The sequence below is a fragment of the Kitasatospora sp. NBC_01300 genome, assembly GCF_041435235.1.
Taxonomy (GTDB): domain Bacteria; phylum Actinomycetota; class Actinomycetes; order Streptomycetales; family Streptomycetaceae; genus Kitasatospora.
The window spans coordinates 5940472-5962161 of sequence record NZ_CP108408.1 but is presented as its reverse complement, the minus strand read 5'-3'; the positions used below and the strand labels follow the sequence as shown (position 1 = coordinate 5962161).

General features: G+C 76.4%; 16 protein-coding genes. 8 read left to right on the top strand and 8 right to left on the bottom strand.

The genetic code is table 11. The annotated features are described in order from the left end of the window. Positions 1-22: 22 nt before the first annotated feature. The 3 genes from OG556_RS26140 to OG556_RS26130 all read right to left on the bottom strand — a co-directional run bounded on the left by OG556_RS26140 (position 23) and on the right by OG556_RS26130 (position 2843). Positions 23-880 (bottom strand): ABC transporter ATP-binding protein, encoded by an 858-nt coding sequence (locus OG556_RS26140; RefSeq protein WP_371519977.1) that lies wholly within the window; start codon positions 878-880, stop codon positions 23-25. Positions 881-1060: 180 nt separating this feature from the next. Further along, positions 1061-1852: an aminotransferase class IV gene (locus OG556_RS26135; protein ID WP_371519974.1), complete on the bottom strand. Its 792-nt coding sequence runs from the start codon at positions 1850-1852 to the stop codon at positions 1061-1063. Continuing rightward, the gene (locus OG556_RS26130; RefSeq protein WP_371519973.1) at positions 1845-2843 is read right to left on the bottom strand and encodes a GNAT family N-acetyltransferase; all 999 of its coding nucleotides are present in this window, start codon (positions 2841-2843) and stop codon (positions 1845-1847) included. Before OG556_RS26130 ends, OG556_RS26135 begins: the two co-directional genes overlap by 8 nt. A gap of 175 nt (positions 2844-3018) precedes the next feature. On the opposite strand from OG556_RS26130, the gene OG556_RS26125 reads away from it, so the two are divergent. The 6 genes from OG556_RS26125 to OG556_RS26100 all read left to right on the top strand — a co-directional run bounded on the left by OG556_RS26125 (position 3019) and on the right by OG556_RS26100 (position 11062). Next, positions 3019-4485 (top strand): glycosyltransferase 87 family protein, encoded by a 1467-nt coding sequence (locus OG556_RS26125; RefSeq protein ID WP_371519971.1) that lies wholly within the window; start codon positions 3019-3021, stop codon positions 4483-4485. After that, entirely contained in the window at positions 4371-5471 is a 1101-nt protein-coding gene (locus tag OG556_RS26120; protein WP_371522899.1) for a glycosyltransferase family 4 protein, read from the top strand. Before OG556_RS26125 ends, OG556_RS26120 begins: the two co-directional genes overlap by 115 nt. A gap of 263 nt (positions 5472-5734) precedes the next feature. After that, the gene (locus OG556_RS26115) at positions 5735-6697 is read left to right on the top strand and encodes a thiopeptide-type bacteriocin biosynthesis protein (RefSeq protein WP_371519968.1); all 963 of its coding nucleotides are present in this window, start codon (positions 5735-5737) and stop codon (positions 6695-6697) included. A gap of 1 nt (position 6698) precedes the next feature. Continuing rightward, a complete protein-coding gene (locus OG556_RS26110; protein WP_371519965.1) occupies positions 6699-9500 on the top strand; it encodes a lantibiotic dehydratase in 2802 nt (933 codons plus the stop codon). A gap of 12 nt (positions 9501-9512) precedes the next feature. After that, on the top strand, positions 9513-9683 hold the full coding sequence (locus OG556_RS26105; protein WP_363588297.1) for a hypothetical protein: 171 nt from the start codon (positions 9513-9515) through the stop codon (positions 9681-9683). 137 nt (positions 9684-9820) lie between these two features. Beyond that, the gene (locus OG556_RS26100; RefSeq protein ID WP_371519962.1) at positions 9821-11062 is read left to right on the top strand and encodes a lanthionine synthetase LanC family protein; all 1242 of its coding nucleotides are present in this window, start codon (positions 9821-9823) and stop codon (positions 11060-11062) included. Between the two features lie 82 nt (positions 11063-11144). On the opposite strand, the gene OG556_RS26095 is transcribed toward OG556_RS26100, so the two are convergent. Genes OG556_RS26095 through OG556_RS26085 form a run of 3 tightly spaced genes read right to left on the bottom strand, consistent with a single transcriptional unit; the run spans position 11145 to position 14044 of the window. Next, positions 11145-11801, bottom strand: coding sequence for a LuxR C-terminal-related transcriptional regulator (locus OG556_RS26095; protein WP_371519959.1), 657 nt, complete (start codon positions 11799-11801; stop codon positions 11145-11147). Continuing rightward, positions 11786-13096 (bottom strand): sensor domain-containing protein, encoded by a 1311-nt coding sequence (locus tag OG556_RS26090; protein ID WP_371519957.1) that lies wholly within the window; start codon positions 13094-13096, stop codon positions 11786-11788. The genes OG556_RS26095 and OG556_RS26090 overlap by 16 nt, the downstream gene beginning before the upstream one ends. Positions 13097-13105: 9 nt before the next feature. Beyond that, on the bottom strand, positions 13106-14044 hold the full coding sequence (locus OG556_RS26085; RefSeq protein ID WP_371519954.1) for a DMT family transporter: 939 nt from the start codon (positions 14042-14044) through the stop codon (positions 13106-13108). 188 nt (positions 14045-14232) lie between these two features. Between OG556_RS26085 and OG556_RS26080 the strand changes: the two genes are divergently transcribed. Next, complete coding sequence (locus tag OG556_RS26080; protein WP_371519951.1) at positions 14233-15267, top strand: LysR family transcriptional regulator; 1035 nt, start codon at positions 14233-14235, stop codon at positions 15265-15267. 208 nt (positions 15268-15475) lie between these two features. Further along, positions 15476-16768 carry a carbohydrate-binding protein gene (locus OG556_RS26075; RefSeq protein WP_371519948.1) on the top strand — a complete coding sequence of 431 codons (1293 nt, stop codon included), beginning with the start codon at positions 15476-15478 and terminating at the stop codon, positions 16766-16768. Between the two features lie 111 nt (positions 16769-16879). Here the strand turns inward: OG556_RS26075 and OG556_RS26070 are convergent, their stop codons facing one another. Both OG556_RS26070 and OG556_RS26065 read right to left on the bottom strand, forming a co-directional pair. After that, positions 16880-19792 carry a hypothetical protein gene (locus tag OG556_RS26070; RefSeq protein ID WP_371519945.1) on the bottom strand — a complete coding sequence of 971 codons (2913 nt, stop codon included), beginning with the start codon at positions 19790-19792 and terminating at the stop codon, positions 16880-16882. Then, on the bottom strand, positions 19792-21678 hold the full coding sequence (locus tag OG556_RS26065; RefSeq protein WP_371519942.1) for an HSP90 family protein: 1887 nt from the start codon (positions 21676-21678) through the stop codon (positions 19792-19794). Before OG556_RS26065 ends, OG556_RS26070 begins: the two co-directional genes overlap by 1 nt. Positions 21679-21690: the final 12 nt, after the last annotated feature.

Sequence of the window (21690 nt, the reverse complement as noted above, 5' to 3'; positions counted from 1 at the left end):
TCGATCGGTCCACGCCACCCGTTCACGCCGCGACCCCCACCGGGCGGGCGGTGAGCGAGACCATCCGGTCGGCGACGGCCTGCGCCTGCGGGTGGTGCAGCTCGTCGACGAGCGCGCCGCCGGCCAGGAACAGCGCCCGGTCGGCGAACGAGGCCGCCACCGGGTCGTGGGTCACCATGACCACCGTCGCGCCCAGGTCGTCCACGGCGCGCCGCAGCAGGCCCAGCACCTCGTGCGCGGTGCGGGTGTCCAGCGCGCCGGTCGGCTCGTCGGCGAACACCACGTCCGGGTCGGTGATCAGCGCGCGGGCGATCGCCACCCGCTGCTGCTGGCCGCCGGAGAGCTGGCCGGGCCGCCGCTTGGCGTGCTCGCCGAGGCCGACCTGGGCCAGCAACTCCCGGGCCCGGGCGCGGTCCTGGCGCTCGCCCGCCAGCCGCTGCGGGAGCAGCACGTTCTGCTCCACCGTCAGCGAGGGCAGCAGGTTGAAGGACTGGAAGATGAAGCCGATCCGGCTGCGGCGCAGCTTGGTGAGCCGGTCCTCGCTCAGCCGGGTAATGTCCTCGCCGCCGAGGCGGATCTCCCCCTGGTCGGGCTTGTCCAGGCCCGCCGCGCACTGCAGGAAGGTCGACTTGCCGGAGCCGGACGGGCCCATCACGGCGGTGAAGCTGCCCCGGGCCAGCGCCAGGTCGATCCCGCGCAGCGCGTACACGGTCTCGCTGCCGCGGCCGTAGGTGCGGCGCACCCCGCGCAGCTCGATCGCCGGGCGGGCGCCCTGCTCGGGGTACGGGCCGCTGCCGTGCGCCCCCGTCGCGTACGGGCCGGCGGCGTGCGGTCCGGCGGCGTACGGCTCGGTCGATGGGCGGTCGTGGCGGCGTGCCATGGGTGGGCCTTCCCTCGGGGATCGTCGGTGGTCGTCGACGGGTTCCACGCTAGAAAAGGCCAGGCCGGCGAACCATGGAGGCCGCTGGCGGACCGGGGGTGGGGATATCCCCACCCCCCGGAGAGGGGTGGGGATATCCCCACCCCCCTCCGGGGGGCTGCGGGCCGGCGCCGGGCGGGCTCACACCGGGTCGGCGGCGATCTCCCCGTAGGCGGCGGCGAGTTCGGCGAGCACGGGGTGCGCCGGGTCGAAGGCCGTACCGTCGACCGCGGCCAGCGGCCGGACGCCGACGCCCGCGTTCACCGCGAACGCCGCCGTGAAGCGGCCCAGCCCGGACGCGTCCACCCGCTCGCGCGACTGCGGCCCGCCGTACGCGCCGGCCAGCAGCTCGGCGGTCACCCCGGGCAGGCTCGGGCCGTCCGGCCAGACCAGTCGGCGGCCGTCGAGGAAGCCGACGTTCCAGGTGGCGCCCTCGACCACCCCGCCGCCGTCCGGATCCACCAGCAACACGTCGTCGTATCCGTCGAGTTGGGCCCGCCTGCGGTGGTGGACCAGGCCGAACAGGCCGACGTGCTTCACCTCCGGCAGCTCCCGCCGGTACCCGACCGTGCGCACCCGCAGCGGGCCCGGCGCCGCCACCGCCGCCGGGCGGGTGGTCAGCAGCAGCCGGGGCACCGCCGGGGCACCGGGGCGCTCCAGGCCGAGCTCCGGGTCGTACACCGTCACCCGGACGATCACCGGCGCGCCGTCGGCGGGCAGCACCGCGCGGATCCGCTCCCGCACCGCCGCCCGGTCCAACTCGGCGGCGAACAGCACCCGGCAGTCCCGGACCAGCCGGTCCAGGTGCAGCGCCAGGCCCCGGACCCGGCCCGCCTCGGTGCGCAGGGTGGTGAAGTGCCCGTAGTTCAGCAGCCCCAGTGCGGCCAGCCGCGCCGGGTCGGCCGGCGCGCCGTCGATCTCGATCTCAGCCATCCCCCGAGTCTGCCAGCCCCGGCGCCGCCGCCACCGGGGCCTCCGCCCTCGGTGCCGGGGGCGGGGTCGGGGTCGGGGTTTCAGAGGTCGCCACCGCCGGGCGGTACGGGCTGACCACCTGGCGGCCCGCCGCCAGGGCCAGCTGCTCGAAGTGCTCGATCTTGTAGGCCAGGCCCTCCGGCTCCCCGGCGTCCGACCACCGCCACGCCTCCGCCCACCACTGCGGGCCGCGCACCAGCGGCCGGCCCGCGAGCGCCAGGTGCAGCGCCAGGGTCGAGCGCGCGTACTCGTGCACCCAGCCGTCGGCCGCCCGGTAGTCGGGCGTCTCGTCCAACCGCAGCCAGCGGCCCTCGCAGCCGGCGGCGAGCATCGGCACCCAGCCCCACCCCCGGTCCGCGACCAGCAGGTGCAGCCAGTCGCCCTCCTCGCACACCCGGTACGGCGGGAGCTGCGGCATCCGGGCCAGGGCCAGCGAACGCTTCCAGCCGACCACCCAGAGGCCGCGCCGCAGGTAGTAGCGGACGGCGTGCTGCCAGGCCCAGTGCGCCTCCAGCCGGAAGCCGGGCAGGCCCTCCGCGGCGGCCGCCGCGTACACCTCGTCCAGCGCCCCGGCGGCCAGCCCCCGGCCGCGCGCCTCCGGAATCAAGTAGAGGGAGGAGACGGCGAGTTGGCCGGGCCCCTTGGTCCAGTTGTCCACCGCCACCGTGCCGGCTGCAACGCCGTCCTCGTCCAGCACCCAGTAGCGGCGCCGGTACAGCTCGCCGCCGGGCCACTCCCGGCCGCTCTCCCCCAGCCGCTCGCGCCACCGGCGCTCGGCCTCCGGCGTCAGCTCGTCCGGGGCCACCAGCTCCCCCAGCCCGCCCTCCACCAGGGACGCCAAGTCCCAGAGGGCGAACCGCCGTTCGTCCCCCTCGGCGACCGCCCGCAGCCGCGGCCCCGCCGCCAGCCGGTCCTGCGCCCGCTCCACTGCCGCATCCCACGACCTCACCACGCCGACACGATAGCGGGAGCGCGGGCACTTTCCGTAATCCGACGAACACCGAACGTCAGATCGGATGCGAAGCCCACCGGGCGACGGCTCCGACGGATGGTAGGGGAAACCCGACCAGAGGACTCGACCTGACCGTGATGACCAGGCTGACCTGCGGCGATGCAATGAACGGGTGATGAATCGGCACGACTCCCCAGACCGGCGACACACCGCCGCGTGGTGCGGCGGATGGCTCCTCGCGGCCGGATGGGCCGGGGCCTTCCCGCTGCTCTCCGGCCTCGGCCCGCACCGTACCTGGGGCACCTGCGCCGCCGTCGGCTACCTGCTGGCGGCGCTCGCCGCCCTCCTGCCGACGCGCCGGGGCCGGCCGCTGTCCATCGCCCTCGCGCTCACCGGGGCCGTCGCCGTACCGCTGCTCGCCCTCGTGCTGACCGGCCGGGGGCAGAGCGAGGTCGGGGTGATCGAACGCTCCGGGGCCCTGCTGCTGCACACCGGGACGCCGTACCTCGCCGAGCCCCGGACGGTGGCCGAGTACACCCCGTACCTGCCCGGGATGGCGCTCCTCGGGCTGCCCCGGGCCCTGCTCGACGGACTGTCACTCGGTGGTCTGTCACTCGGCGGGCTTCCGCTCGCCCGGGTGGCGGGTGACGCACGGCTCTGGTGCGCGGCCGCGTTCCTCGCCTGCCTGCTGCGCTCCGCGCCCGCCGGGCGGCAGGCCGCCCTCGCCGCGCAAACCACCCCGCCCCTCAGCCCGCGGACCGCCCTCGCCGCGCTGACCGCCTCGCCCGTCGTCGCGCTGCCGCTCTGCGTCAGCGGCGTCGACCTGCCGATGACCGGCCTCTGCTGGCTCGCCCTCACCCTCGCCGCCCGCCGGCGCCCCGCCCTCGCCGGACTGGCCCTAGCCGCCGCCTGCTCGCTCAAGTGGACGGCGTGGCCGGCCGTCGCCGTGGTCACCGCACTGCTCGCCGCCACCGCCGGACGGCGCCCCGCCCTGCGCGCCGCCGCCGTCGCGGTGGGCGGCACGGCCCTGCTCGTCCTGCCCGGCGCCCTGCGCTCGCCCGAGCCGATGCTCCACCAGGTGTTCGCCTTCCCCACCGGCCGCGGCGACCTGCCCACCCCCGCCGCCAGCCCGCTGCCCGGACGGCTGCTCGCCGACCTCGGCCCGCCCGGCTGGTACGCGGCCGTCGGCCTGCTGCTGCTCGCCGCAGCCGCCCTCGCGGCCTCCCTGCTCACCCACCCGCCCCGGCACCCGGCGGCCGCCGCCGACCGGCTCGCCCTCGGGCTCGCCCTGGCCTTCCTGCTCGCTCCCGCCGGGCGGTTCGGCTACCTCGCGCTGCCGGTCCTCCTCGTCCTGCTCGCCCGGGTGCTCCCGCCCTCATCCCTCCCCGCCTCCCCCGCTCCGATCCCTTCCCCGGCCGCTTCTCCAGCCCCTTCTCCGGCCGTTTCTCCGACACCGAACCGAGGTCCCACCCGCCCATGGGCAGCACACTCATCGTCACCAACGACTTCCCGCCCCGCCAAGGCGGCATCGAAACCTTCGTCCACGCCCTGGCCACCCGGCTGCCCCACTCCGACGTCGTGGTCTACACCTCCGCCGAACCGGGCGCCGATCGGCACGACGCCGCTCTCCCCTTCCCGGTGATCCGCGACCGGGCCCGCACCCTGCTGCCCACCGCCCGGGCCACCCGCCGCGCCGCCGAGATCGCCCGCGCCCACGGCTGCGACCGGGTCTGGTTCGGCGCCGCCGCCCCGCTCGCCGCGATGACCCCCGGTCTGCTCCGCCAGGCCGACGGCATCCGCCGCACGGTCGCCACCACCCACGGCCACGAGATCTGGTGGGCCCGCACCCCCGGCGCCCGCCGCCTGCTGCGCCGGATAGGCCGCAGCGTCGACGTCGTCACCCACCTCGGCGAGTACACCCGCGCCCGGATCGCCCCCGCCCTCGGCCCGGACGCCCGGCTGGCGCGCCTCGTCCCCGGCGTGGACCCGGACCGCTTCCGGCCCGGCGCCGAGGGCGCCCGGCGGGCCCGCACCGGGCCGGTGATCCTCTGCGTCGCCCGGCTCGTCCCGCGCAAGGGGCAGGACGTCCTGATCCGGGCCCTGCCGGCGATCCGCCGGGCCGTCCCCGGCGCCGTCCTCGTCCTCGTCGGCCAGGGCCCGTACGAGGACCGCCTGCGCGCGCTCGCCCACCGGTGCACCGAGCCCGGCAGCGTCGAATTCGCCGGCGGGCTCGACCACGCGGCCACCGCCGCCCACTACGCCGAGGCCGACGTCTTCGCCATGCCGTGCCGCACCCGCCGGGCCGGCCTCGAAGCCGAAGGCCTCGGCATCGTCTACCTCGAAGCGGCCGCCGCCGCCCTGCCCGTCGTCGTCGGCCGCTCCGGCGGCGCCCCCGACACCGTCCTCGACGGCGTCACCGGCACCGTCGTCGACGGGCGCGACCCGGCCGACGTGGCCGCCGCCCTCACCCGCATCCTCCTCGCCCCGCCGGCGGAGCGCGCCCGGATGGGCGCCGCCGGCCGCGACTGGGCCGCCACCCACTGGTCCTGGACCGCCTCCGCCCACCGCCTCGCCCATCTGCTCGACCCCACCCGGTCCGTCACCGGCGCTCCCGCCGAGCTCTCCTGACACTTTCTGGCTCGCCAACGCCGTTTTGCTCAATGGGAGTTCGAGCAGAAGTGACACCAACTCACCAGCAAACGGGCGATCATCGAGTCAGGGGGGGCGAAGGCTTCGGAATCCGCCCGCAGGATGCGCCTTCAGCGCGCGAAGTCCCTTACGCGCAGCGGGCGCACCCTTTTTCATCATATGAATATTTGCCTTCCGTTTTTCAATCCGACCGAATGGTGGAAACCCAGGAGTAGAGCCGAAATCACGAGGAGGTGGGCACCATGGTGGAGGTCGAACGATTGCTGGCCGACTGCCTCCGGGACGCTCGCGACATTCCGTGGGGAACGGTACCGGTCGATTCCGCGGGCCCCGAGTACGAGGCCGCGCGCCGCGCGTTCCTGACGGCCGGGCTGTCCGCGCTGCGCGACGACAGGCCCGAGGACGGCTGGGTGCAGATCAACCTCGCGCCGGGCCCGGCCACTTGGCACCGGACGTACCGCGCCGTCGCGGACACGGCCCGCGACCTGATCTCCGTCGGCGCGGCGCGCTCCTTCTTCTTCATGCACAAACCGCCCGGGCTGCGGGTCCGGTTCGAGGCGGGCCGGTCCGAGGTCGGGGCACTGCGTGAGGAACTGACCCGCCGCTTCCGCGCGGTGGACGGACAGCCGCAACCGCCGCTGTGCGGGCGGTACGAGCCGGAGACCTACCTCTTCGGCGGCCCGCGATCGATGCGGCACGTCCACGACCTGTTCACGGTGGACTCCCTGGCCTGGCTCGACCACCACGACACCGTCGCGGCAGCGGGCCGGCCGGCGGCGGTCGCGGACTGGCGGTTGTCCCTCTACCTCCTCGGTGAACTCCTCGACGGCCTCGGCATCGTCGGCTGGGAGCACCGCGGGGTCTGGCAGGTGCTCCAGGACGACGCAGGCCGCAGGCTGGGCACCGAGCCCGACGAGGACACCCGGCGCGCCGCCGCGGGCATCCTCGCGGCCTGGCGGGTCGGCGGACGGAGCCTGCTCGCTCCGCTGCCGCCGCAACGGCGGGCGGCGGTCGAGGTGCACGGGGACGCCGTGCGCCGGGCCGCCGAGCGCTGGCGCACCGGCTACTTCGAGTCCGGTGAAGCGGTGATCGGCCCGCGCCGCGCCGCCGCCCACTACACCGTCTTCCACTGGAACCGGGGGCGGTTCTCCCTGGCCCGGCAGAGCCTGCTGACCCACGCGCTCACCGGTGACGGGAGGTCCTGACGTGGACGAGGACCGGGAACTGGGCGCCGCGGCACTGCTCCGCGTGGCCGGCATGCCCTTGGCGGCGTGGGCGGCGGCGGGCAACCCGGAGCTGTTCGCACAGGTCGCCGACCACGCCCGGCGGGACGAACGGCGGGCGGAGCACGCCCGCCGACTGGCCGAGCAGCTGGGCAGCGTGGTCGTGCCGCACCCCGCCCTCACCGCCGCCGACCGCCGCGCCGTGCTGGCCGTGCGCCGTCGACTGCACTCCGGCGCCGCACCGGGCCCGGCCGACTGCGGGCTGCTGGGGCGGCTGCCCGCCGCCGCCGACCTCGCCGCGGACGCCGCACGGCTGTCCGGCGAAGCCGAGTCGGCGACCGTCGCCCTGCGGCGGCTGGAGGCCGCGGTGGCGGCCGAGCGCGAACGCGTGGGCGCCCTGGGCTGGTCCCTGGTGTGCGCGTCGCCCGTCATGCGGGCCTTCCTGGACGAGGTGGACCCCGGAGCGGCCGCGGATGTGGCCGGCCGGCTGGCCGCGGGCGAGTCCTGGAGCGGGAAGCGGCTGCGCAAACGGGCGGCGTACGTGTGGCGGGCGCTCGGTCGGGCCGCGGCGAAGACCACCCCGCGCGGCTGGGTCGGCCAGGTCACCCTGCTGCCGGTCACCCCGGCGGACGCAAACGGCGGCGCGAACGGCGGCGGGAATGGTGACGGTCACGGCGGCGCGGCCGACGGCGCCCTGCTGCGGCTCGTCCCGCCCGGCGCCGCCCTCGGCGAGGTGGCGGCCCAGGCCGTGGAGAACGTCCACGGGGTGCGGGCCCGGCTCGGCGCCCTCGACCTGCGGGCGGCGGACCCGGCCACGGTGCTGGCCCTGGCTCCGCTGCACTTCCCCCAGCCGGCGGGCGCCGCACCGGGCACCGGTGTCCTGCGCTGCTGGGTGACCGACCCGCACGACCGGGGCCGGTTGCGGCAGGTCGACCTGCGGCGCTCCCTCCCCCTCGATCACGTGCTGGCTCGACTGGCCGGTGGCCCCCGCCCGTTGGGCGACCTCGAAGCGGCTCTGCTGGGCACGGCGGCGACCGGCGCAGCGCCGGCCGGGACGGCGGCTTCCGCTCCCGCGGTGCTGCGCGGCTTCCTCGCGCACCTGCTCGGACTCGGCGTGCTCCAGGCCTGCGCGGCCCCGCGCCGCCGCACCACGGGCTGGCTCGCCGCCGAGGGCGTCCGCGCGCGCGGCACCCTTCCGCAACCGGTGCCCCCTCCGGCACCCGCACCGAGCGCCGATTCCGCCGCACCCGCACCCATATCCGGGCCCATACCCTCGCCCATACCCGCACCCGCACCCGCGTCGGCGCTCCGCACCACCGGCTCCGCCGCCCCCGCCGACGACTCCCGGCCGTGGTTCACCGACTCCTACCGCGCCACGGCCTCGGCCGTCTCCGGAGCGGCCGCCCGCCAGGTACAGCAGGGCCTCGGCACCGCCGCCCGCGTGGCCTGGCTGCGGGAAGCCGACCGGCTCGCGGGGCCGGACCCGCACCGGCTGCCCGCCGAGCTCGCGGAGCTCACCGAACGGCCGTGCCCGCTCGGCGAGATCCTCGCCCGCCACCTGCCCGACGGCAGCTGCCCGACGCCGCCTCCGCCCCCGCGCCGGTACACCGGCTGGCACCCCGCCGAGACCCCCGGTTCCGGCTACGCCGGGCTGCTGGCCCACCTGTCCGCCCGGGCCGGCAGCGGACCGGTGGACCTGGACGACGACCTGCTGGACACCCTCGGGGCGCCCCCGGCCGCAACCGCGCTGCCGCCCTGGCCCCTGGACTGCCTGCTGCGTCCGCTGCCGGGCCCCGGTCCGGTCGCGGTCCTGGAGACCGCCTCACCGGCGGGCGTGCTGGACGCCCGGTTCGCCGACGCGCTCCACACCCTGCACGGCGGCTACGACAACCTCCGGAGCTACCGGGCCTTCCTCGCCTCCGTCGAGCGGCTGTCCGGGGCCCGCTTCGTCGAACTGCTGGTGCCGCCGCTGGCCGGACGCGCCGCCAACGCCGTACGGCGGCCGGTCCTCACCGGCTGGTGGACGGGCGATCCCGATCCCCTGCCGTACCAGGGGGCGGACGGCCTGACGGCCCGCTACCTGCCGCTGGAGCGCATCACCCTGCGCCGGGTCGGCCCGCGGATCATCGCCGAGGCCGACGGGTGCCGGCTGCTGCCCGTCCACCACGCCACCCGTACGCCCCTGCCCCCGTACGACGTCCTGGTCCGGCTGCTGCTGGCCGCCGGCCACCCGGCGGGCTCACGCCTGATCCGCCTGGACGGCCTGGCCGAGGCCTTCCCCGACACGGACCGGCTGCCCCGGGTGACCGTCGGCGGCGGCGCCCTGGTCATCAGCCCCGCGGTCTGGCGCGTGCCGCAGGCCCAGCTGTGGCGGCCCGGCGACGGCGACCTGACCAAGGTGCGCGCCCTCGCCGCCCTCGGGCGCAGCGCCGGACTGCCGCGCTTCGCGTTCGTCCGGGCCGTGCCCCAGCCGAAACCGGTGCCCGTGGACTTCGCGGCGCTGACCGCCGTCGCCCTGCTGGAGCGGATCTGCGCGCGCCACCCCGGTGCGGACCTGCTGGTCGAGGAGATGCTCCCCGACCCGGGCGGCCTGCTGCTCCGCGACCCCGTGCACGGCGGCGCCGCCGTCGCCGCCCAACTGCTGCTCAGACTTCCGTTCGACCAGGGCGCCGAGGAACTCGCGGAGCCCGCCGCCGCCGCACTGCGCGGCGAACCCGACGTCCCCGGTGCGCCCGCCCCTCGCGGGCGGGCCACCGGGGCGGTCTCCACCCATCACCGCTCCTGAAGGAGGACAACCATGCCCGACATCACGGCGCTCACCGACCTCGACGCCCTCATCGGCGACCTGGACGCGCGCATCACCGAGACCACCCTGCCGACCCCCGAGGCCAGCAGCGGCGGCTGCAGCGGCGTCTGCACCGTCCTGATCTGCGACACGGTGCTGCTCTGTAGCGGCGTGTTCTGCTGATCTCCCGTCAGGCCGTCCGAGGGCACGCCCTCGGACGGCCACCCGGACAGCGGCCCCTGACGGCCGCCGCCACCGGCACTCCGCCCGGCCCCTCCAGGCCGGGCGGAGTGCCGACCCGTCGTTCCCGAGGAGCCACCGTGCCGCAGCACACCGCGAACGCCGAGAACGCCGAGAACGCCGAGAACACCGACACCCCCGCCACCGCCGTCACCGGACTCGCCACCCGGCTCCTCGACGCCTGGTCCGCCCGGCCGCGCGAGAGCCCGGCGGTCGCCGAGCACCCCTCCGATCCGGGCGTCCCTGTCCTGGCCGCCCTGCTGCACGCCGCCGGAGGGCCGGAGGCCGAACGGTCCGCGGCCCGCGCCGTGGCGGTGTGGGCCCGCACCGCCGGCCAGGGGCCGGGCCACTGCGGGCTGTACGACGGCGGGCTGGCCGGAACACTGGCGGGCCTGCGACTGGGGGCCCTGGTCCACCCGGACCTGCACCGGGCCGCCGACCGGCTCCGCGACCACCTGGTCCGCACCGCGCCGGCCCTCGACTGGCGCTGCGAGCAGGTCGCCTTCCCGGACTACGACCTCATCGTCGGCCCCTCCGGCACCCTGCTCGCCCTGAGCACGGGCACCCGCCCGACACCGGCCCAACTCGGCCCGTACGCCGAGCACCTGGCCCGGCTGTGCGACGCCGACGAGCTGCCCCGGCTGCGGACGGGGCAGTACGCCGGCCACCCGTACCTGGGCTGGCTCGACGGCCGGATCAACACCGGCACGGGCCACGGCGCCGCGGGAGTCGTCGTCGCACTCACCGCAGCCGTACGCCACCTCGGACCGCACCCCGGCCTGACCCCCGCCCTGCGCCGCGCGACCGGGTGGCTGAGGCGGCAGTCCTTCGACGACGCCCGCTCCATCCGCACCTGGGACGGCGCCGGGCTCGACGGCCCGCCGCCCGCCGGAGCGCGCGCCCGCCAGGCCTGGTGCTACGGCACCCCCGGAGTGTCCTGGGCGCTGTGGGACGCGGCCGACGCCACGGGCGACCGGGAGACGGCCGCCTGGGCCGCAGCGGCCTTCGGCACGCTCGCCGAACGGTACGACGAGCGGTTCCACCTCTTCGGCGACCGCCCGAGCGACCTGCTGGCCCTGTGCCACGGCGCCTCGGGCGTACTGGCCGTGGCCGACGCCTTCGCCCACCACGCCGGCCTGCCCGCCGCGGCCGCGCTGAAGGCCCGTCTGCTCGCCCATCTGAGGGCCCGCCTGCCCGAGGTGGAGGCCCTGGGCGCGGAGGGGATGGGCCTGCTCGGGGGCGCGGCCGGCCCGCTGTGCGCCCTGCTCACCGCGGGACACGGCGCCTCACGGGCCTGGCTGCCCTGTCTCGGTCTGCGCTGAGCCGCCGACGCCTGTTGTCCGACCCGAGCCTGCTGTCGGGCCCGCGCCTGTCGCCGGACCCGAGCCTGTCGCCGGACCCGCCCTACGCCTCCCGGAGGTGGGCCAGGACGGCGAGGACGCGGCGGTTGCCTTCGGTGGGGTCGAGGTCGAGCTTCATGAAGATGTTGCCGCAGTGCTTGACCACCGAGGCCTCGGTGATGGTGAGCCGGGTGGCGATGGCCTGGTTGTTGAGGCCCTCGGCCATGAGGGCGAGGACTTCGCGTTCGCGGGGGGTCAGGCGGGCGAGGGGGCGGTCGGCGGACTGCTGGCGCAGCAGGACGCGGACCACGTCGGGGTCGATGACGGTCTCGCCGGCGACGACCCGGCGCAGGGCGTCGAGGAAGTCGGCGACGTCGCCGACGCGGTCCTTCAGGAGGTAGCCGAGGCCGGCGGGTTGGGCGCCGGCGGCGGCGAGCAGACGGGTCGCGTACGGGGTGGCGACGTACTGGGAGAGCACCAGGACGGGCAGGCCCGGGTGGCGTTCGCGCAGGTCGAGGGCGGCGCGCAGGCCCTCGTCGGAGAAGTCGGGCGGCATCCGGACGTCGGTGACGACGGCGTCGGGCCGTTCGGTGTCGACGGCGGCGGCGAGGGCGCGGGCGTCGCCGACGGCGGCGGTCACCCGGTGGCCGCCGAGGGTGAGGAGTTCGACGAGTCCGGCGCGCAGCAGGACGGCGTCCTCGGCGATCACGATCCGGAGCACGGGACCTCCAGCCGCAGCGTGGTCGGGCCGCCCGTCGGGCTGGTCACCATGAGCCGTCCTTTCAGGAGTGCCACCCGGTCGGCGAGTCCGCGCAGTCCGGCCCCGGCAGCCGGGTCCGCCCCACCACGGCCGTCGTCGGTCACCTGGAGCACCAGCCGGCCGTCGGCGACGCGCCCGCTGACGGTGATCGTGGCGGCGCCGCTGTGCTTGGCGGCGTTGGTGAGCGCTTCGGTGACGGTGAAGTAGGCGGTGGTCTCGACGGGGGCGGGCAGCCGGCCGGGGAGGTCGAAGTCGGACCGGACCGGGATGGGGTGGCGCAGCGCGACCTCGGCGACGGCGGCGGCGAGGCCGTGGTCGGTGAGCACCTGGGGGTGGATGCCGCGGACCAGGCCGCGCAGCTGTTCCAGGGCCTGCCGGGCTTCGCCGCGGGCCCGGGCGACCAGGGCGGTGGCCCGGTCGCCGGACTCGGCGCTGCCGTCGCGCAGCGCGTGGTCGGCGAGGCCGAGGGTCATGCTGAGGGCGACGAGCTGCTGTTGGGCGCCGTCGTGCAGGTCGCGTTCGATGCGGCGGCGTTCGGCTTCGAAGGCGTCGGCGAGCCGGGCCCGGGAGCGGGTGAGTTCGAGGACCTGTCGGCCGGTGTCCTCCTCGCGGGGCCCGAGCAGGAGGCGGGCGAGGGCCACCTGGGCGGCGGTCAGCAGGGCCCCGGCGTAGGCGCAGAGGAGGAGTCCGGCGAGCCCGGCGGCGCTGAACGGCAGGGCGGCGAGCGGCCCGGGCACCGCCCGGCCGGGAATGATCATGACGGTCTCGGGAGCCAGCGCCCAGACGATCACCGGGGAGGCGACCAGGGCGCCGGAGAACAGCAGCGCGGCGCCGAAGCCGAGCGCGGCGGCGGCGAGGGCCGTGGCGGTGAGCGCGGCGTGGGCCAGTTCGCGCCAGGTGGCGCGCTCGCGCAGGCGGGTCCGCAGCCGGGCACGGCGGCCGGCGCCGGGCAGCGGGCGGTGCGGGTCGGGCAGCGGTACCGGCTCGACCAGCCGCAGCCGTCGGCGTTCGAGGGCGGCGACGGGGATGCCCGCGAGGGCCAGGGCGAGGAGGACCGGCAGTCCGACCCCGACCACGGACAGGCCAAGACCGAGCACCAGCAGCACCGTCAGGGCGGCCAGCAGCAGCGGGCCGAGCAGCGCGCCGCCGAGCAGGTAGGCCCAGCAGCGCGGCACCCACGGGGTGACGGGGAAGCGCAGCGGGTGGGCCCGCAGCGCGGCCCAGACGGCCGTCGGCTGCTGCTCCTCCTCGTTCACCCGGTCACTCTAACGAACCCTCTGACCAGGCCTCGGGGCGTCGGGCGCGGAGGCGGCGGAGCCGGCCGGGCGGGGTGCGGGCCGGGGGCGGGTCAGGGCGACGGCGGCGATCACCAGGACGCCGCCGGCCAGGGCGTTCCAGCCGACGGGCTCGGCGAGGAAGGCCGCGCCGAGGGCCGTGGACCACAGCGGCATGACGTAGGTGACGGCGGAGGCCACCGCGGTGCCGGCCGTGCGGACCAGCCCGAGGTTGAGCAGGTACGCGAGGCCGGTGCCGACCGCGCCCAGCACCAGCAGGGCGCCGGCCGCGCGCGCCCCCGGCCAGTGCGGGGCGCCCGCGGCGAACGGCGCGATGGCGGCCAGCTCGGCGGTGGCGCAGGCGATCTGGACGGCCGAGAGGGTGACCACCGACTCCGGCCGGCCGGAGAGGAAGCGGCGCAGGTAGGTGAAGCCCGCGCCGTAGCAGCAGGCGGCGGCCAGGCAGGCGAGGCCGCCGGCGGCCTCGCCGGAGCCGATGCCGCGCCAGACCCCGAGCACGGTGAGCACGCCGACGAAGCCGAGGGCGAGTCCGGAGAGCCGGCGGGCGCCGGGGCGGCGCTCCTCGGCGACGACGAGGACGGCGAACAGCAGGGTGAACAGCGGGGTGGTCGCGTTCATCACCCCGGCGAGGACGGAGCTGACCCGGGTCTCGCCGAACGAGAACAGCGTGAACGGCACGGTGTTGAGGAGCACCGCGACCACGGCGGAGTGCCCCCAGAGCGCTCGGTCGCGGGGGACGCGCTCGCGGCGCAGCACGAGGATCGCCCACAGCGTGACCGCCCCGAGGGCGCAGCGCCACAGCGCCACCCACAGCGGCGGCACCCCCGCCTCCACCGCCACCTTGATCAGAGCGAAGCTCGCGCCCCAGATCGCCGACAGCGCCACGAAGCCCGGCAACCAGCGCCGCACCCGGACCACCTCCATCTTCGTCCCGTTGGTCCTGTTGGTTCCGTGTCGGGTTCCGTCCAGGGTCCAGTCTCGGGTCCCGCCTCGGGTCCCGCCCGGAGTCCCGCCTCGGGTCCCGTCTGGACAGAGGGTGTCCCGCTGGCAGAGCATGAGTCCAACAAGTGGCAGTGCCGGATGGATGAGGAAGTCTCATGGCCTCGGAGGTCAACCTGGCCCAGCTGAGGGCCCTGGTCGCGGTCGCCGACACCGGCGGGTTCGGCGCGGCCGCCGACGAACTGGGCATCAGCCAGTCCGCCGTCTCGCACGCCGTCGCCGCGCTGGAGCGGACCCTCGGCGCGCCCGTCCTGCTGCGCGGCACCCCGGCCCGGCCCACCCCCCTGGGCGAGCAGATCCTCCCGCACGCCCGCACCGCCGTCGCCTCCGCCGCCGCCGTGCGCGCCATCGCCACCCGGCACTCCGGCGGCCCCGTCGGGACCGTGCGGCTCGCCGCGCCCACCACCGTCTGCCAGGCGCTGCTGCCCGGGCTGCTCCGGGACTGGAAGGCCGCCTACCCGCAGGTCACCGTCCGGGTCTTCGAGGGCGAGGACGACGAGCTCGCCACCTGGCTGGAGGCGGGCACCGTCGACGCCGCCGTCCTGGTCGACCCCGGGCCGCTCCCGCCCGGGGCGGTCGCGCTCGGGGCCGACTCCATGCACGCGCTGCTGCGCCGCGACCACCCGCTCGCCGGGCAGGAGGCCATCCACGTCGCCGACCTGGAGGACGACGACTTCCTGCTCTCCGAGGGCGGCTGCGAACGCCACATCCGCGAGGCCTTCCGCCGGGCCGGCGCCCGCTTCTCCCCCCGGCACCGCATCCGCGACCTCAACACGCTCATCGGCATGGTGCACGCGGGTGTCGGGGTCTCGGTGATGCCCGCGCTGGCGCTGACCATGCTCCCTGCCGACTGCGTGCTCGTCCCGATCCGGCCGGCCGTCCACCGCACGCTCACGCTCACCGGGCCGACCAGCCGGCCGTGGTCGCCGGCGGTCGGCGGGCTGCTGGCGGCGGTGGGCGCCGCGCAGGGAGCCGGTAGCGCCGCACACGGAGCGGTGGGTGCCGGGCAGGGGGCGGTGGATGCCGCGCAGGGGGCGGTGGATGCCGCGCAGGGGGCGGTGGGTGCCGCGCAGGGAGCCGGTGACGCCGGGCAGGGAACGAGGGCCGGGGTCCGCGTGGCGGCGCGCGCCTGACGGGAAGTCCGTTCGGCACCCGGTCCGCCGCCGGCGCCGTGCCCCGGCTTGACCATTTCGGGGTTGACCACCCTTCCTCAACAGGTCTATACCAGTGACAGCCTTCGGCAACTACCCCCTGCCGGAGGCCCGTTCGGTCTGCGCGCCACCCCCACCTCCGGCGTGAGCAGCCCCTCCCCCACTGCCGTCCCGCCTGGAAAGGCCCTCGATGGAACGCGTTCTTCCCCCACACCCCGCCCCTCGGACCTCGCGCCGCCGCCCGCGCCGGGTCGCCGCCGCCGTGGCCGGGGTGCTCGGCCTGGTCGCCGGCGGCGTCGCCGCGCTCGCGAACACCGGCTCCGCCGCCGCCGACACCACGACCGGCCTCGGCAGCAACTGGTACGCCTCGGCGCCCTACCTGATGCCCGAGGACAACAGCCCGCCGGACGCCGCGGCGGTGATGGACGCCACCGGGCAGAAGGCCTTCCAGCTGGCGTTCATCCTGGCCCAGGGCAGCAGTTGTACGCCGTCCTGGGGCGGCACCTCCTCGATCGACACCGACACCACCATGCCCGGCGTCATCCAGACGATCCGCGGCAAGGGCGGGGACGTCTCGGTGTCGGTCGGCGGGTACGGCGGCACCAAGCTCGGCCAGGTCTGCGGCACGCCGGAGGCGACCGCCGCCGGGTACCAGAAGGTGATCACCAAGTACCAGTTGAAGGCGATCGACTTCGACCTGGAGGAGCCGGAGTACGAGAACACCGCGGCGATCCACAACGAGATCGGCGCCGCCCGGATCCTCCAGCAGAACAACCCCGGCCTCTACATCTCGATCACCACCGCCGGGACCAACGCGGGGACGGGCTGGTTCGGCACGCAGATGCTGAACGAGGCCAAGTCGCAGGGCTTCACGCCGAACAACTACTCGATCATGCCGTTCGACGGCGGGTTCAACGGCGCGGCCGCGCAGACCGACGCGCTGGTGAAGTTCAACCAGATCCTCCAGACCACCTTCGGCTGGTCCGAGGCGACGGCCTACGCCCACGAGGGCGTGTCGATGATGAACGGCCGCACCGACGCCGCCGAGTACTTCCGGCAGGCGGACTTCCAGGCCGTGCTGGACTTCGCCACCGCGCACAACCTGGCCCGGTACACCTACTGGTCGGTCAACCGGGACCGGCAGTGCACGGGCCCGGTGGACCCGGGGCTGTCCGGCTCCTGCTCCAGCGTGGCGCAGAACGACTGGGACTTCACCAAGTACACCGTGAAGTTCGCCGGGGCGACGCCCCCCACCACCCCGCCGACCACGCCTCCGACGACCCCGCCCACCACGCCGCCGACGACTCCCCCGACCACCCCCGGGGCCTGCACCGACCCGGCGTGGAGCGCGAGCACCACGTACACCAGCGGCAGCAAGGTCTCGTACGGCGGCCACAAGTACCACGCCAAGTGGTGGACGCTGAACGAGGTGCCGAGCGCCAGCGGCCAGTGGGGCGTCTGGGGCGACGACGGCCCCTGCTGACACGGGCCGACAGGCTGGCGGGCTGACGGGCTGACGCCAGGGGCCCGGGGATCTGCGCACCCCGGGCCCCTGGCAGGTCAGTTCGCGGCCGTGGTCAGTTCGCGGCCGTGGTCAGTTCGCGGCCGTGAACCGCTCCCGCAGGTCGGCCAGCACCCGCGCCGCCTCCGGGAGCCCGGCGGCCTCGCAGCGGGCGATGCCCGCGGTCAGCCGGGCGACGGCCGCCCCGGTGCGGCCGAGGTCGGCGCCCTCGATCAGCGCGGCCAGCCGGACGGCCTCGGCCCGGGACGTTCCGGCCCGCTCGTCGCCGCCCTCGTAGACCGCGATCGCCCGCTCGACCTCGGCCAGCGCCTCCTCGTGGCGCTCGGCCATGGCCAGGCAGCGCGCCCGCTCGTAGTGCGAACCGCCGCGCAGGTACCAGGGGTTGTGCTCCTGGCAGGCCTGCCCGGCGTGCTCCCCGACGGCGTCCGCCTCGGCCAGCCGGGCCAGCGCCGACGCCAGCCCCTCCGGACCCTCGGCGTGCATCGTCAGCCGGGCGAACTCGCGCAGCGTCGCGGCCAGTTGGTCGACCTGGGGAGCCTGGGCGTGGGCCGCGAGGGCGCGGTCGAGGGCGGCCTTCGCGGCCTCCCAGCGGTCCGCCCGGGCCAGCGCCAGCGCGGCCTCGCAGGCGACCATGGTGTGGGTGTCCTGCTCCTCCCAGCCGGCGACGACGTCGGCCAGCCGCAGGTACTCCTCGGCGGCGTCCCGGTGCTCGTCCAGTTCGGTGAGGCCCCGGGCGAGGTCCAGCCGGGCCTGCGCGAGCATCCGTACGTCCAGCTCCGACGCGGCGGCGTCCAGCAGCACCGACTCCAGCACCGCGACGGCGTCGGCCGTACGGTCGGCGGCGCGCAGCACGTCGGCCAGCTGGAGGCGGGCCCGGGCGGCGTCCTCGGCCCCCTCCCGGCCCTTGCGGTCGAAGCGCGCGGCCGCCTCGGTGAGCGCCCGGACCGCGCCGCCGCGGTCGTCGGCCCCCATGGCCGCGTGGCCGAGCATCAGGTAGGTGGGCGCGTACGGGTAGGAGTCGTCGCCCCAGCGGGCGGCCTCGGCGAGCGCCCGGTGGAACACCTCGACGGCCTCGGCGGACTCGCCGCCCTGCAGCAGCACCTGGCCCAGCAGGCCGAGCACCCGCGGGGTGTGCCAGGGCAGTTCGGCCGCGTCCAACTCGACGAGCACCTCGCGCAGTTCGGCGCCGGCCTCGGCCAGCCGGCCCTGCCGGGCGGCCGCGTCGGCCAGGTACTGGCGGGAGGTGGCGGCGCGACGGGTGGAGCCCAGCTCCACGGCGGTGCGGTGGTAGCCGCCGGCCGCCGCCTCGAAGCGCTCGACGGCCTCGGCGGGCGGCTCGGGCAGCGCCTCGACCAGGTCGTGGTGCGCGGCGTAGGCCCGGACCTGCCACACGATCAGGTGGTCGTCGTCGGCCATCGCGCCGGCGGCCCGCAGCTCCTCGGCCCGGCGCAGCGCCTCGTCCAGCGCCGACCAGTCGGCCACCGCGCCCTCGACGTCGCCGAGTTCCACGATCAGCGCACGGGCCCGGACCATCAGGGCCTGGCCGGGCAGCCCGGCCTGCTCGAACAGCTCGGCGGCGGCCAGCAGCCCGGCCCGGCCGGCGGCGTGCTCGTCCCGCTCCAGCGCCTGGTGGGCCCGCTGCTCGGCGAGTTCGGCGCGCAGCCGCTCGGGGCTGCCGACCGCGGTGCCCTCGGGGTGGGCGAAGCCGTCGGCGGCGGCGCGTTCGGCGATCCGCCGCCAGAGCCGGTCGGCGTCCGGGTGGCCGACGAGCTCCAGCTCGCGGGCCCGGACCACCAGGGCGGTGAAGTCCTCCGGCTCCGGCTCGACGGCCCGGCGCGGTGCGGGCGCGAGGGCCGGGGCGGCGGCCAGCTCGGGCGCGGCGGCGGCGCGCACGCCGAGGGCCAGCGGCTCGGCCAGCAGCGGCTCGCGGGCCAGCCGGGCGCACCGGTCGGCGCCGACCGCGTCGGTGCCGTTGCGGGCGTCGAAGCGGGCGGCGAGCGCGTCGGCCTCGGCGCGCACGTGGGCGAGCAGGGTGTCCGCCGTCCAGGAGGTGCCGGGCGGGCCGCTGACGGCGAGCCCGCCGTGGCCGCCCCGGGCCAGGACGGCGAGCAGCACCTCGACGCCGGTGAGGAAGGACAGCAGCGCGGACGGCTCGCCGGCCACCGCGAACAGGTCGCGGTTCTCGGCGAGCAGTTCCAGGCCGCGCGGCTCGTTGCCGGACAGCGCGCAGAACTCGACGTGCCGGCCGACGGCGTGCGCCATCGAGGCCTTGCCGCGCGCGGCGCGGTAGCCGGTCAGGTGGCTGGAGCGGGCCTCGTCCAGCCGGCCCCGGCGCAGCAGCGGGAGCAGGGCGGCGGCCTGGCTGAGGGCGGGCTCCTGCTCGCAGTTGCTCCGGCCGTCGAGGACCGGCTGCAGGACGTCCAGCGCCCGGGCGTCGTCGCCGGCGTCCACGAAGTGCTCGGCGCGCGCCCGGGTCTCGCAGGCGTGGCAGTCGCTCAGTTCGGAGCGCGGGCGGGCCGTCCACAGCTCGTAGGCGTCCTGGCGGCCGCTGCCGGTCTGCGCGGCCAGGTGGTAGCGCTGGGCGTAGTAGGGCTGGAGGTCGAAGCCGGCCGCCCGGTAGCGGTCGCGCAGTTCGGTGTGCCAGCGCCGCAGGGCCGGCAGCGGCACGTCCGGGTTGCCCAGGAGCGCGCCGGCCACCCACTTGAAGCGCCAGAACACCTGCTGGCGGGCCCACTCGCCGAAGCCGTCCGGGTCGGCGTCCCACAGCTTGAGGAGGCGGGCGAAGACGACCGGGCTCTTGCTGCGCTCGCCGTCGTACTCGTACGCCTCCATCAGCTCCAGCAGGGCCATCGAGCGCGCCCCGGTGTCGTCGAACTGCTCAGCGGCGTCGACGAGTTCCTCGGCCGCGACGGTCCGCTGGCGGCCGTACGGGCGGGCGTCGTTCTCGCGCAGCGCGGCCATCACCGCATCGGGGGTGTCCAGCATCAGGCCTCCTTCGGGTCGGTGCGGTCCGGGCCGGCCGACTCGTGGCCGAGCATGGCGTGGTCGAGCAGGCTGATGAAGGAGCGGTTGAGCAGGGCGCTCTCGCTGGCCTTGAGCGGGCGGCGGGTCATCAGCACGGCCTGCCCGTACAGCGCCTCGACGGCGGTGACGGCCAGCTCGCGGTCGGTGACCGTCGCGGCGCGGCGCACCAGCGGGTTGAGGTGGTTGAGCACCAGCTGGGCGCGGGGCGCCTCGGCGCGCAGCGAGCCCAGGATGTCCGCCCACAGGCCGTCGGCCTCCTCGGCGAGCTGGGCGCGGCTGCGCTCGTGCCGGGCCTCCCGGTTGTCCAGCAGCAGCGCGGGCGCGTTGGTCGGGTGGAAGCTGCGCAGGGCGACGTCGCAGTCGAAGCGGCCGACCACCTCGCGGGCGACGGCGAGGAAGGCGTTCGCGGCGAGCTCGGCGGCCGGGTCGACGGTGTCCAGGTGCGCGGTGACGGTGCCCGGGTCGAGGTCGGAGACCGAGACGCCGGGGCGGATCTCGGGCAGCCGGTGCACCAGGTCGCGGTCGTAGGTGTAGCCGCCGTTGACCACGCCGAGGCCGGCGGCGCCGGCGATCGGGGCGACCTGGCGGAACTCCTCGACGGTGCGGGTCACCAGCACCACCGGGTGGCTGCGGGTGAACTCGTCCAGGGTGACGTTGCCGTCGGTGGTCTCGAACGGCAGCCACGGCAGCATCATCCGCAGCAACTCGTCGTCGTAACGGGCGAGTTCCTTGACGGCCAGGTGGTGCACGGACAGGAAGCGGTGCAGCAGCGCCGGATCGCTCGCGGACAGGCCGGTCAGCCAGTCGCGGATCCGGACGCCCAGCGCGTCGCGGACGGCGGCCAGCGTCTCGTCCGCGTACAGGCCCTCGCGGGAGGCGGTCGGGCGCAGGCCGTCGGTGTCCACCACGCAGCGGACGAAGAACGCCCAGTCCGGCAGCAGTTCGGCGGCCTGGTCGGACAGCAGCATGCCCTTGAGGTGCACCCGGTGGCCCGAACGGCGGGACGGCGGGGCCGCGTCCGGCAGCACGTAGGCGACGCCGCGCAGGCCGACCAGCGGCAGGTCCAGGTCGATGGTGTCGAGCGGGGTGAAGTCGAAGGCGGCGCGGCAGTACTCGGTCAGCGCGTCGCGGCGGGCCAGCGGCGAGCCGTGCCGCTCGGCCCACGGCGGGGTGCGGTTCACCCGGTGCTCGGTGCCGTTCGCGTCCACCACCGTGACGTCGTGGCGCAGCAGGCTGCCGAAGTCCCGGGCCAGCGCGAGGACACGGCCCGACCGCGTCCACTCGGCGGCGTCGGCGCGCGGGACCAGCGTCACGGTGGTGCCCGGCTCCGGCTTGGCCGCGGCGGGCAGGGTGCGGATCGTGTAGCGGCCGTCGGAGCCGCCGCGCCACTCGATCACCGGCGCGTCCGGCGTGGCGGCGGAGCGGGTCACCACGGTGATCTCGTCGGCGACCACGAAGCAGGCCAGCAGGCCGATGCCGAACTGGCCGATGAAGTCGCCGCGGGCCTGGGCCAGCCCGGCGCCGTCCAGCCGGCCGTCGGCGTCGCGCTTCGAACTGCGGCCGATGGTGGCGAGGAAGGTGTGGACGTCCGCCTCGGTCAGGCCGACGCCGGTGTCGGTGACGCTCAGCTCGTCGTCGGCGCGCACGACGATCCGGGCCGGCGCCTGCGGGTCGAGGGCGCGGCGGGCGGAGATCGCGTCCACCGCGTTCTGCAGCAGCTCGCGCAGGTACACCCGCGGGCTGGAGTAGAGGTGGTGGGAGAGCAGGTCCACCAGGCCGCGCAGGTCCACCTGGAAGGTGTGCGCGCTCGCCGCGTTGTCGGGCGTCGGGTTCTCGGATGGGGACACCGGGGGCTCTTT